The 11,100-nt window shown below is 32.9% G+C and carries 12 protein-coding genes and 1 pseudogene; 2 read left to right on the plus strand and 11 right to left on the minus strand.

From position 1 onward, the window contains the following. Positions 1-38 precede the first annotated feature (38 nt). The 5 genes from ACGK9U_RS12480 to ACGK9U_RS12500 all read right to left on the minus strand — a co-directional run bounded on the left by ACGK9U_RS12480 (position 39) and on the right by ACGK9U_RS12500 (position 5,544). Complete coding sequence (locus ACGK9U_RS12480; protein WP_394466714.1) at positions 39-872, minus strand: universal stress protein; 834 nt, start codon at positions 870-872, stop codon at positions 39-41. A 17-nt stretch (positions 873-889) separates the two neighbouring features. Beyond that, the gene (gene hemN / locus ACGK9U_RS12485; RefSeq protein ID WP_394466715.1) at positions 890-2,254 is read right to left on the minus strand and encodes an oxygen-independent coproporphyrinogen III oxidase; all 1,365 of its coding nucleotides are present in this window, start codon (positions 2,252-2,254) and stop codon (positions 890-892) included. 58 nt (positions 2,255-2,312) lie between these two features. Continuing rightward, positions 2,313-3,158, minus strand: coding sequence for a universal stress protein (locus ACGK9U_RS12490; RefSeq protein WP_394466716.1), 846 nt, complete (start codon positions 3,156-3,158; stop codon positions 2,313-2,315). A gap of 92 nt (positions 3,159-3,250) precedes the next feature. Next, a complete protein-coding gene (locus tag ACGK9U_RS12495; RefSeq protein WP_394466717.1) occupies positions 3,251-4,303 on the minus strand; it encodes a response regulator in 1,053 nt (350 codons plus the stop codon). After that, on the minus strand, positions 4,300-5,544 hold the full coding sequence (locus tag ACGK9U_RS12500) for an ATP-binding protein (RefSeq protein WP_394466718.1): 1,245 nt from the start codon (positions 5,542-5,544) through the stop codon (positions 4,300-4,302). Before ACGK9U_RS12500 ends, ACGK9U_RS12495 begins: the two co-directional genes overlap by 4 nt. A gap of 210 nt (positions 5,545-5,754) precedes the next feature. Between ACGK9U_RS12500 and ACGK9U_RS12505 the strand changes: the two genes are divergently transcribed. Then, positions 5,755-6,210 (plus strand): pyridoxamine 5'-phosphate oxidase family protein, encoded by a 456-nt coding sequence (locus ACGK9U_RS12505; protein WP_394466719.1) that lies wholly within the window; start codon positions 5,755-5,757, stop codon positions 6,208-6,210. A gap of 128 nt (positions 6,211-6,338) precedes the next feature. Here the strand turns inward: ACGK9U_RS12505 and ACGK9U_RS12510 are convergent, their stop codons facing one another. From ACGK9U_RS12510 to ACGK9U_RS12520, 3 genes are all read right to left on the minus strand, one after another. Continuing rightward, on the minus strand, positions 6,339-6,923 hold the full coding sequence (locus ACGK9U_RS12510; RefSeq protein WP_394466720.1) for a hypothetical protein: 585 nt from the start codon (positions 6,921-6,923) through the stop codon (positions 6,339-6,341). Between the two features lie 108 nt (positions 6,924-7,031). Beyond that, on the minus strand, positions 7,032-8,279 hold the full coding sequence (locus ACGK9U_RS12515) for a hypothetical protein (RefSeq protein WP_394466721.1): 1,248 nt from the start codon (positions 8,277-8,279) through the stop codon (positions 7,032-7,034). 30 nt (positions 8,280-8,309) lie between these two features. Beyond that, on the minus strand, positions 8,310-8,894 hold the full coding sequence (locus ACGK9U_RS12520; RefSeq protein ID WP_394466722.1) for a YceI family protein: 585 nt from the start codon (positions 8,892-8,894) through the stop codon (positions 8,310-8,312). A 417-nt stretch (positions 8,895-9,311) separates the two neighbouring features. Between ACGK9U_RS12520 and ACGK9U_RS12525 the strand changes: the two are divergent. Then, a pseudogene (locus ACGK9U_RS12525) lies at positions 9,312-9,401 on the plus strand (MJ0042-type zinc finger domain-containing protein); the annotation flags it as partial. 35 nt (positions 9,402-9,436) lie between these two features. Here ACGK9U_RS12525 and ACGK9U_RS12530 read toward each other — a convergent pair. Genes ACGK9U_RS12530 through ACGK9U_RS12540 form a run of 3 tightly spaced genes read right to left on the minus strand, consistent with a single transcriptional unit; the run spans position 9,437 to position 10,918 of the window. Next, positions 9,437-10,393 (minus strand): HipA domain-containing protein, encoded by a 957-nt coding sequence (locus tag ACGK9U_RS12530; protein WP_394466723.1) that lies wholly within the window; start codon positions 10,391-10,393, stop codon positions 9,437-9,439. Further along, positions 10,390-10,707 (minus strand): HipA N-terminal domain-containing protein, encoded by a 318-nt coding sequence (locus tag ACGK9U_RS12535; RefSeq protein WP_394466724.1) that lies wholly within the window; start codon positions 10,705-10,707, stop codon positions 10,390-10,392. The genes ACGK9U_RS12530 and ACGK9U_RS12535 overlap by 4 nt, the downstream gene beginning before the upstream one ends. Next, the gene (locus ACGK9U_RS12540; RefSeq protein ID WP_394466725.1) at positions 10,679-10,918 is read right to left on the minus strand and encodes a helix-turn-helix transcriptional regulator; all 240 of its coding nucleotides are present in this window, start codon (positions 10,916-10,918) and stop codon (positions 10,679-10,681) included. Before ACGK9U_RS12540 ends, ACGK9U_RS12535 begins: the two co-directional genes overlap by 29 nt. Between the last annotated feature and the right edge of the window lie 182 nt (positions 10,919-11,100).

An 11,100-nucleotide genomic window follows, 5' to 3' on the forward strand; every position in this document is an offset into this window, starting at 1 on the left:
TAATTATTAAATCATACCTTTTCTTGAGTTTTAAACTATTAAATTTTAAATGTAATAACTGGTAAGTTGGCATGGTTTGCAACGTCTTCACCAATGCTTCCTTCTAAAAAGTGTGCCAATCCTGTTTTGCCATGTGTGGGTATGGCAATAATATCGGCTCCTACCTTTAATGCAAAGTTTATAACGCCTTCTTCAACGGTATAGTCTGATACATAATGTACGTTGTTCATTTTGTCCAAATCCTTTTCGGCTTTGGTGAAAAAATTAACCACATTTTTTTCAATTTCTATAGAAGTTTTGAAACGCTCGTTGGGTAAATTCACATAGACAAAATATATTTTTGAATTCATCTTCTCGAACAATTTAATGGCGTTCTTGTACGGTTTGATGGCTTCTTCTGTAAAATCGCAAGCAAATACTACCGATTCAAAATTAATATCCTCTAACTTGTTCTTTACAACCAATACGGGAATATCTGCATTTCTAACGACACGTTCGGTGTTGGAACCAACAAAAAATTCTTTAAAACCACTAGTGCCATGAGACCCCATGACAATAAGGTCGGCATCATTTTTTTGAGCCACATCATTAACTTCGCTAAAAACTTTAAAATGCTTAATAATTGGTGTTACTTTCACGCCTACTAAATAATCTTTTTTTAAAAAATCTTCAAATTTTTGTTCAGATAATTTGAAAAAATAAGCTGCTTTTTCATATTGAAGACCATCGGATGCCGTTAGCATAATATCGGACATTTCTAGCATGTGCAATACCAGCACCTCGGCATTGTATTTTTTAGCAAGTTTAGCAGCTGCAAGTAAGGCGTATTCTGAATGTTCTGAAAAATCGACAGGTACAATAATTTTTTTCATCTTTTTTATGTTTTAAATTAAATAGTCATTGAAAACAGCTGGGTGTCCGGTTGTTTTCGTTGTAACAATAAATCGAAAGCCATACAAATGTTTCTAACAAATGGTTGGCCTTTGGTGGTTACTTCAATAGCATTTGAATGTATATGGAGTAAACCATCTGCTTCCATTTCTTTTAACCGAATTAAAACTTCGGGAAGTTCATTAAAATATAACGCATCTTGTACCCAAGATGTTTCAAATTGGCACATTAAATTTAGGATGTGTTTTCTAATGATGAGGTCTTCATTATTTAAAATATGACCTCTATATACAGGGATGATATTGTGATTTATTAAATTGTAATATTCTTCAAGGCCTTTTACATTTTGCGAAAACCCATACCAACTATCGCTTATGGAAGAAACCCCAAGCCCAATCATGGCCTTGGTTTTTGATGCGGTATAGCCCATAAAGTTTCTGTGTAAGGTTTTGTTTTGCATAGATTTGAACAATGAATCGCTTTTTAAAGCAAAATGGTCCATGCCAATATCTTTATATCCTGCTTCTGCTAATAGTGATTTTCCCAGTTCGTATTGTTGGCGTTTGGTTTTGGCCGATGGTAAATCGTCATCATTAAATCCGCGTTGTCCGTTGCCTTTTATCCAAGGTACATGGGCATAGCTGTAAAAAGCAATACGGTCTGGTTTTAATTGGTTGGTTTTGTTAATGGTTTCTTTTATATGCGCAATGGTTTGAAAAGGTAATCCAAAAATAAGGTCGTGCCCCACTGAAGTATATCCTATTTGTCTTGCTTCTTCGGTTACACGTTTTACGTTTTCAAAAGGCTGTATGCGATGAATGGCTTTTTGTACGGTATCATTATAATCTTGAACCCCGAAGCTAACGCGTCTAAAACCTAAATCGAACAAGGTTTGTAGGTGAAACTTTGTGGTGTTGTTAGGGTGCCCTTCAAAACTAAAATCATAATCTTCAGCTAGTATTGCTTTGTTCAAAATACCAGTAATTAGTAAATTTAAATTCTTTGGAGAAAAGAAAGTTGGTGTTCCGCCGCCTAAATGCAACTCTTTTATTAGTGGCTTGGTATCGAATAACTCACAATATAATTCCCATTCTTTTAATACCGCATTAATGTATGGCAATTCTACTTCGTGGCGTTTTGTAATGCGTTTGTTACAACCGCAAAAAGTGCATAAACTTTCGCAAAATGGTAAGTGTATGTATAGGCTAATACCTTCTTCGGTATTGCTTTCATTAAAAGATTGAATGAGTGAGTTTTTCCAGTTTTTTAATGAAAACGATTCGTTATTCCAATAGGGTACAGTAGGGTAGCTGGTGTATCTAGGGCCTGCAATATTGTATTTATTTACTAAAGAAGTATGCATGGTTTCCATTTTTTTTAATTTTAACTCTAACAAAAAAATCTGTTGTAGTTTATATGTTTTATTTATCATGCATTACCAAAAAAGGAACGTCGGTATGGTAGCTAATGTTTTTAATTTTTGAATGAAAAAGAATTTGTTGAAAGTAGTTTAAGTTCTTAGCTATCATGGTAATCATGTTGGTGTTTCGGCTTTCAACAAAGCATTGTATGGCCTCTTCAATTTTAGAATTGGTTAACTGATGGAAGCTTTTGGTGTATTGCGTAAAATACTCTTCCAACAAGTCTTTGTTTCGCTGTTGTGTTGCGCTTAACGCATCGATTTTCTTACTAATGTGCACCACTCTTAAGGCCGATTGGTAACGTTCTAAAATTTCGGCAATAGGTTGTAAATGTCCAATTTCATAAGATAATGAGTAATCTGTAGGGAATGCAATTTCTTTAATTTGAGTGTATTTAGCATTCTCTGGAATTATGAGTGCTGTACACTTTACTTTTGTTATTACGTCGCCGGCATTACTACCAATTAATATTTTTTTTAATCCTGTGGCACCTTTGGTACCCATAACAATGGTGTCAATTTTTTTTTCATAAACATGTCTTCTTATGGTTTCAATAAAAGAGCCCGTGTCTGAAAGTGTGAAAAATTTGTGTGAATTGTTTTTAGGAAATTGTTGGGTTATGCGCTTGATGAAATATTTTAATTGTTCTTTGGAATTAGCTATGTAAGTAGAGCTTACCACATCTACAGAAACCCCGTAAACAGAAGGTGTTGTGCTAATAGCACTTGCTTTATCTATATGTAACAGATAAAAATGACAATCCATTTTTTCATAAAAATGAATAGCATACACTATAGCATTCCATGAATTATCAGAAAAATCTGTTGGCAATAAAATGTGCTTCATTGTAATTAGGCCTTATAATGATACAAAGCTATAATTACAGCATGTTTTAAAAAATGATAATCGTCATGTTTGCCAATTTAAGGAAAATTGGCCTATTGTATGTCTTTTAGTTTTTGAATATCTAAAATTTTAATGGTGCGTCCATCAATATCAATCAATCCCGATTTTTTAAAACTTGAAAGTGTTCGAATTAAAGATTCCGTGGCTATACCTGCGGTACTGGCTAAATCGTTCCTTGAAATTTTAATGGTATCATGGGGTTGGCGATTCATTTTTTCAGCAAATTTTAAAATAGTATTTGCGGTTTTTTTATTCACGGAACTATACGCCATTTGCAGGAGTTGGTCTTTAATGTTTGTTAAATCGTCCGTTAGCAATTGAATCAGCTCTAAAGTTACTTTATGGTTGTTGTTCAATACATCTTTAAGCTGTTCTTTTGAAATACCAACCAACTCTAACGATTTTATAGCAATAGCAGTTTCTTGGTATGGTATATTTTGGATAAAAGACGTGTATCCAAACAAATCATCTTCAGTATGCAGTGCGGTAGTTAATTCTTTGCCTTGTTCATCAAACTTATAACATTTTGCGGCACCTCTGCTAATTAAATAAATATAGTTGCTGTTTTGGCCTTCTTCATAAATGGTGTCGCCTTTTTCAAATGAAAAGTGCTGGCCATTATCTTCAAAGAAGTTTTTAAGGTCGTTTAGGGTGCGTAACTCATCTTCAACATGAATGCTATTGTTTTTTAACAGCTCATGCTCTTCCTTTAAAATAGCAACTTTTGCCAACCTACTATCTATGGCGCTTATAAGCTCATCTTCGGTAAAAGGTTTGGTAATGTAATCGTCCGCACCCATATCCATACCTTTTCTAACATCTTTACGTTCGGTTTTGGCCGAAAGAAAGATGAAAGGGATGAAACGTGTTGTAGTGTCTTTGGATAATGCTTCTAGTACGCCATAGCCATCAATTTCTGGCATCATAATATCGCAAACTACAATATCTGGAAGTTGTTTTTTTGCCACTTCAATACCAATTTTTCCATTAGGAGCTGTTATCACTTCAAAATTAGAAAGCTCTAACAATTCAGCAGTGTTCTCTCTTAAAATAGCATCATCTTCTATAAGTAGTAAGCGTTTCATGGGTTAAATTGGTTTGGTATGGTTATGGTAAAAGTTGATCCTTTGTTTTCTTCACTTTCAAATGAAATGTGGCCGCCTAAATTTTCTAAATGTGTTTGTACAATATTTAGCCCAATGCCTGTGCCATGGGTTAACAAAGCATTTTCAGCTCTAAAATAACGATTAAAAATATTTTTCTGGTCATTTTCAGGAATGCCCATACCGTTATCTATCACTTTAAAAGTGGTTTGTGTACTGTTTTGTTTAATTTCTAGATTGATAATGGAATGATCGGGCGAATATTTTATGGCGTTATGAATTAAATTGGATAACGCCAGTTCCATTATTTTTTCGTCTTGAGTTAATGATAAATCATCAATATGCTCGGGATATTTTATTTGTTGGCCTTCTTTTAAAAGCATGTTGGCATTATAAACCACCTCATTAACAATTTTACTGATCTTGAAGTTTGAAAGTTTATAGCCTACTTTTCCAAGCTCCAGTTTTTCCAAAGAAAGAAAATCGTTAAGTATGTTGTTGAGGTAATGTACTTTTTCTGTAATGGTTTTAATATGCTTATCGCGTCTTTCCTGTTGCTCTGATAATTGGTATTTGCCCAATAACATGGCAGAAGTTAAAATACCACTTAAAGGCGTTTTAAACTCATGGGATACCAGTGACAGGAATTTTGTTTTAAGCTCGTTTAATTCAATTTCTCTTTGAAGCGCTTTTTTAGTTTTGTTTTCAGCTTCAATCCGTCGTTTGTTTTCTTTATGAAGTTCTTTGTTTAACGATTTTAATTGCAATACAGAATCGTTCAGCTCCTTAGTACGTTTTTCAATTTTTAATTCAAGTTCTGCATTTAACTCAGTTATTTTTCGTTCCTGTTCCTTCCTAACCGAAATATCTATAACCAAAGCCATAACAAAGTTCTTGCCATCTAACTGAAAAGGATTTAGTCCTGCTTCTACCGGAAATGTGCTTCCATCTTTACGCTTTCCAAAAATATCCCTGCCGTGTCCCATTTGGCGGCGCTCTTGGTCTTTCATAAAACCTGTAAAGTGTGCAGCGTGGGTAGGGTGGTAGTTGTTTGGTATTAATACATTAAGATGTTGCCCAATAAGTTCCCGACGGTCGTAACCAAACATCTTGTCTGTAGAGGCATTGGTTTCTGTAATGTTTTGAAGCGCATCAACCACTATAACACCTTCAGAAACCGAACCTAATAAAACATTAAAAACATCTTGTTCTTTATTAAACATATATTAGGCGTAAATTGTGATAAAGTGAAACAATGGTTTAATGTTTTTTGTAAACTAATCTATTTTAATAAATGCTGTTAAGCTGACATTTATCATTGGAAAGAATTTAGTTTACCAGTAATTTTATAACAAAAATAGGGAAAATGATTTTTAACGACCACTTATCCGTAAAAATCAATTGTAAAAATTATGAACTAAAAAATCAAACAGATGATACAGAATATTGAAGAGAAGGAAATGAGATTTATTTTGGAGAATAATTATGTTGGCCAATTAGGTTACGTTTATCGAAACCGGCCTTATGTAGTACCAATTACTTATTATTTTGATAAAGAGAAAAATGCTATAATTTGTTACTCAGGTGATGGGCATAAAATGAATGCTTTGAGGATAAACAAAGAGGTTTGTCTCCAGGTAAGTGCTATAAATACAGTAAACAATTGGAAATCAGTATTAGTACATGGAAAATTTGTACAGCATTTTGGAAGCAATGCTAAAGCTTATTTACATAAATTTTCTTTAGGTGTAAAAGATGTTATTCTAGAGAAGGAACAAACAGAGTTGGATTTTATTTACGAGTTTTCAAGTAAAGTGAATGAAGAAGGTAGTGCTATTGTTTTTTTGATTGAAATAGAGGAAATGACTGGAAAAAAGAGAGATTCTTAATATATTATTTTTTTCTTCTTTTGAATTTTAGCTTTTAGTGGAACTATTAGAATAGTTGAAGTATAAACTGTCGCTTAAAATAAGCGGCATTTTTTTTAAACAGTTCAAAAGATTGAATAAAAACATATTTAACAGTTCTGAAGAACTAATTTAAAGTTAATTTCGATATTTTCAGATACTACAATTAAACCTAGCATTTTTTTTGGTGCTTCAAGGTTGAAGTCTTTAATGTTCAATTTAAGTTTACCATTAATTATCAAATTTTGGTCTTTAGAGTATTCTGTTTTCATATGGTATGATTGAGACTTTCCCGCTATTTCTATTTCAATTAAGGCATCGGCGGTATTCTTTTTGTTTGGACATAGTCTGATTTCTTTTAATTTGAGTGTGATTTTTGGGTAAATATCAGACTTTAACAATCCATGAAAATCTCTGTTGATTCCTTTTCCTCCACAATCAAAACCATTGTTTTCTAAAATTAACATCGTTTTTTCAAAACGTATAACATTATTAATACTTTCATAATGAACAGGAATGGGTGCGTCTATATTTTTTATGCCGTAGATGCATTTAAAGTTGGTAACATTGCTGGTGCCATTAATATACAATTCGCTTTTTGGGGTAATAAGTACAGATGTACTATGCTTTAATACATTTCTATTAGAAAAAGAAACCAATAAAAGAAATGATAAGATGAAAATTAATCTTTTCATGGTATTGTTATTTAACTATTAATAATGTAATGCTTTTTTTAAAAGCAAACCTCATTTAAATTTAAAAATGAGGTTTGCTTATTTGTTATTTTACTAATTCAAATTGGTTTAGAAACTTATAACAGCTTCCAACATCAATCCATTAAATTCACCATCTTCTAATACATTTCCAACAGCATATCCATCATAAGTTTGCTTTACATATTCTGCTTTCATTAAGATGTTTTTGGTCATAAACCAACCAGCACCAAACTGTCTTCTTTTAATATCTACATCCTCTGAGCTAACTGTATTATATCTTCCACCTATATAGAAGTTCTCATTTTGTCCAAATCTGTAAATTAACTCTCCAGCAAATTGGTCTGCACTTTTTCTATCTACTTCAGAATGTTTTCTACCATCAGCCATTTCAACTGTACCAAAAAACTCTAATCCTTTATATTTAATAAATGGATTAAACATAATTGCCGTTACTTTATTTCCAAAGTTAGGATTAAATCGTCCTGATCTAAAATTATCACTAGTAGCTGCGGCAGCCTCCATTACATGGTAATATCGTGACCCTGCTCTATCTGCACTGTATAAATAAGAACTAGCTACACTTCCTGTATTGTAAAGAGACCCTGTTACTCTTAATCTTAAATCATCACTAATTTGTTTATCATAACCTAATTTGGCCAAGAAAGAAGCGCCGTTCGCATCATTTTTAACTGTTGATTGATTTAATTTGCCATTAGAAAAACCAACCATTCCGAATAATCCACTATTACAACGGTAGTAAACTTCTGCACCAACTTCAGTTGTAAAAGCATCCATAATTAAGTTTCCTACAAATGGGTTATAAATAGCTTGTGCATTATCACTTCTTCTAAAATGTGCATCACCATAGTTGTTTTCCATATGTCCTATTTTAATTGTGGTATGTTTCATGAAGTCACTTAAAAAGCCTTCACTAATAAAATCTAATTTATCAATTTGAAAATATCCACCTTTAACATAAGGTTCTGGATGGTGACGAGAAGATAAATATGTACGTAAGTGCATTCTAACACCATCATAAAGAACTACATCTAAATCTAAGTTTGCAGTAGCTAGGTTGAAGTTAGATCCTAATTCTGCTAAAGGAACGGCTCCTGAATTTTCGTGATCTAAAGCTTGAAATTGCAATGTGGATGCTCCACCTACTCTAACTTGTACACCATCAAATGTTGATATAGTATCCTTTGGTGCTTCAAATACACCAACACCTCTTTGGTCTGGTTGTCTATAATTATCTAAATCTCTGTTTTGGGCATATAAACTGAACCCTGTTAATATAATTCCTAAAAGTGTTACTTTTTTTAATATTGCTTTCATAATTTCTATTTTTTAATTTTTATTGTTTGGTTATTTGAATATGGTTGAAAATTTAATTGTGATATCATCGCCTGTGGTAATAGTGCCTAACAAGGCCTTTGGGGGGTCTATTTTAAAGTCAGTCATTTTAATTTTCTTTTCACCTGTAAGTGTTATTTTACCATCTACAATGCTTAGTGAAAACTCTAATGGGATTCGTTTTTTAACCCCCGAAATGCTTAGATCGCCTTCGGTTTTTAATGTGAATTTGCCATTTCCTTTGTTTGCGACTTCTTTAACGTTGATTAATTGAAAAGAAATGGTTTTATAGCTGCTGGTGTTTAAAGCTTTATAAGTATTCTTGTCCATGCTGGATTTGCCACTCTTTAAACTTTCAGCCACAATATCAATATTGCATTTGTCAATCTCGCCAGCTTCAAGGTTTTTAAAAACTATTTTCCCGCTTTGTTGTTCGGCAGTAATATGCCAATCGTGTAAACTTGAAGTTCCTAAAACAGTTAGTGTAGATTCTTTGTTTGTTAAATTGAATTGTTGGGCTTGAATTAAATGAGTTGTTAAAACAAAAAGAGCCATCAAGCTTAAAACTCTTTTGTACATTTTTTTATTTGGGTTCATAATTTTAGGTTTTAATTATGACGCAAAGTTCAGATACAACAAGAGTTTAAAAAATGATAAATATCATATCAGTTGAAAAATGATTTTTGATTTAAAAAAGTCACAAAGGAAAAGCGAAAAATAATCTTTGGTAATTGTTTATGTTTAAGCTTAAATTTTGAAGAATGGAAGCTATCTATATTAGGTGTATCTTTAATAATCGACAATAAAAGATTTACCTTAGATTTGGAATTGAACCTAAAATACGATTGGGTAACCCATAAGGTAACTGTTCTATGTGCTTTTAAGTTCTTTTTGAAAATGGTCAAAAATCAAAAAAAACTCTAAACGTAATGTTTAAAGGGTTTTGACTTTTAAAGTGTCTTTTGACGACTTTTTCAGCGGAGAAAACCAGGACAAAATTATTATTATGAGTATTACCTCTTCTGTCCAAATTGTAAAACTATGTACATGGTAGAAGATGCAAAACGAACCATTGGCCAACAAGGGAATTCGTTATTTGAATAAAAATGTACTTGCGGTGTTTTGAAATTAATTAAGGCTTATAAACTACTTTTCAGCTCTAATTGTGTTGCTCCATTTTCAATTAATGCTAATAGGGTACTTTTGTTTTCTTCACTTAAAAAGCTGTAGGCAATTAGTTCTTGCCATTGTTCCATGCCCTTTTCTATACGATTCCATAGGTTTTCAATAGCTTTTGTAGGTATTTGTGCTTTGGACATAGCTTCGTTAAAATCAAGACGCTTAATTTTTCGCTTTTTTCCGTTGAGGTTTAGCGCTAATTCTTCTTGATCTTCTGGAATTAATAATTTAACTGCTACCATATCATAGGCTGGTGCCAATGCATAGTGTTTACTGTCTTTTGCTATGAGTGAAAAGTTTTTTAAATGCATATCATTATTTCCAATAAGGAAAGAAACAATAACTTGCTCATAAAATTTTACGGCATCCAGTAAAGGGTTTTGGGCATAGGTTATAATGCCCTTTGCAATTTGCTCGTAAGAACCACGGTATTTATGTTCTGTAAGTCGCTCTGTGAATTGGCAGGCATCTTCCATTGGGTACTTATAATTATTGGCAGTACGATCTATGCGCTTGGTTAAATAAGCTAAAGTGCCATCTTTTAATGGGATTAATAAAAAAGGGACTGTTGCTATACCGCAGGCTTGTGCCAATAACATAGACAGTGCTTCAATTTCTGGCATTTGTGGGTACCTTTGAAATGGTGGTTTTAAAATATACCTGCCATTTAATGCGCCTACAATGGTTAACCTATTTTGAGCATTTTCTAGTGTAAAACCTAATGATAATTTTGGTTGTACACCAGTAACAATGATACGTTGTGCTACGTTTTCTTTTGCCAAGACTTCGATTTGAGACATTTCGAAGTCTAATTGTAGTACAGGCGTGTCTTCTTGCCAAAATGCTGTTAGGCAGTTTTGATGGTAGTTTATATCACCATCTTCTAGTTTTTTATGACATGCTAAACAATAGTTCATACTTTTTCTATAATGCTAATATTGCCAATACAATCTCTACATGTGGTTAATAATAAGCCCATGCGGTCTCTTGGATTTATTTTCCAATTTTTATGTGCGATGTCTAATAACCAACCTTCCGGAATTAAACCATCGAAGAAAGGGAATAGGTATTCGGCACTAAACGGTTCTTCTTGTAATGGCAACGTCAAACTCACTGCTAATGTACTTTCATTTTCCAGGTATGCTTTATCATATTTGAAATGATAGCCATTATCGCCTTCGGTTAATATACCTGCCAACGTTTTATTTACCCAGATTTCTCCTTGTCTCATCGCTTATAGGTGTTGGTGTTAAGGTATGGCCAAAAAATAATAATACCTGATTTACTTTATCGGTCATTACATTTGGTTTTCCCTGTTCGAGTTCGCGTACAAAACGCAAGCCTACACCTGTAAAGTCTGATAACTCTACTTGTGTTAGATTTGCTTTTTTGCGTCTATCCCTTACAAATTGGGCAATTGTATTTTCTCTATCCCAGTTCATGATGTTATACCTTTAAGGGTGCAATATAGTGAAATATTATGTAATTATACCTTTGTGGGTGTAAATATTTTAAAATTACTGTGTTTATACCCTATAAGGTGTAGTGTTTTTATTTCAGTCTAAAAAACCACCGTCTTTGACGGTGGTCATGTTTTAAAGGCTTCGCCATTTTTTAGGTTTAC

The sequence above is a fragment of the Mariniflexile sp. HNIBRBA6329 genome (assembly GCF_043558645.1).
GTDB lineage: Bacteria > Bacteroidota > Bacteroidia > Flavobacteriales > Flavobacteriaceae > Mariniflexile.

What these genes read in the sequence shown, in the direction of transcription:
- ACGK9U_RS12480 (WP_394466714.1), bottom strand. Translation starts at nt 872, where the DNA reads ATGAAAAAAATTATTGTACCTGTCGATTTTTCAGAACATTCAGAATAC.
- hemN (WP_394466715.1), bottom strand. Translation starts at nt 2,254, where the DNA reads ATGCATACTTCTTTAGTAAATAAATACAATATTGCAGGCCCTAGATAC.
- ACGK9U_RS12490 (WP_394466716.1), bottom strand. Translation starts at nt 3,158, where the DNA reads ATGAAGCACATTTTATTGCCAACAGATTTTTCTGATAATTCATGGAAT.
- ACGK9U_RS12495 (WP_394466717.1), bottom strand. Translation starts at nt 4,303, where the DNA reads ATGAAACGCTTACTACTTATAGAAGATGATGCTATTTTAAGAGAGAAC.
- ACGK9U_RS12500 (WP_394466718.1), bottom strand. Translation starts at nt 5,544, where the DNA reads ATGTTTAATAAAGAACAAGATGTTTTTAATGTTTTATTAGGTTCGGTT.
- ACGK9U_RS12505 (WP_394466719.1), top strand. Translation starts at nt 5,755, where the DNA reads ATGATACAGAATATTGAAGAGAAGGAAATGAGATTTATTTTGGAGAAT.
- ACGK9U_RS12510 (WP_394466720.1), bottom strand. Translation starts at nt 6,923, where the DNA reads ATGAAAAGATTAATTTTCATCTTATCATTTCTTTTATTGGTTTCTTTT.
- ACGK9U_RS12515 (WP_394466721.1), bottom strand. Translation starts at nt 8,279, where the DNA reads ATGAAAGCAATATTAAAAAAAGTAACACTTTTAGGAATTATATTAACA.
- ACGK9U_RS12520 (WP_394466722.1), bottom strand. Translation starts at nt 8,894, where the DNA reads ATGAACCCAAATAAAAAAATGTACAAAAGAGTTTTAAGCTTGATGGCT.
- ACGK9U_RS12530 (WP_394466723.1), bottom strand. Translation starts at nt 10,393, where the DNA reads ATGAACTATTGTTTAGCATGTCATAAAAAACTAGAAGATGGTGATATA.
- ACGK9U_RS12535 (WP_394466724.1), bottom strand. Translation starts at nt 10,707, where the DNA reads ATGAGACAAGGAGAAATCTGGGTAAATAAAACGTTGGCAGGTATATTA.
- ACGK9U_RS12540 (WP_394466725.1), bottom strand. Translation starts at nt 10,918, where the DNA reads ATGAACTGGGATAGAGAAAATACAATTGCCCAATTTGTAAGGGATAGA.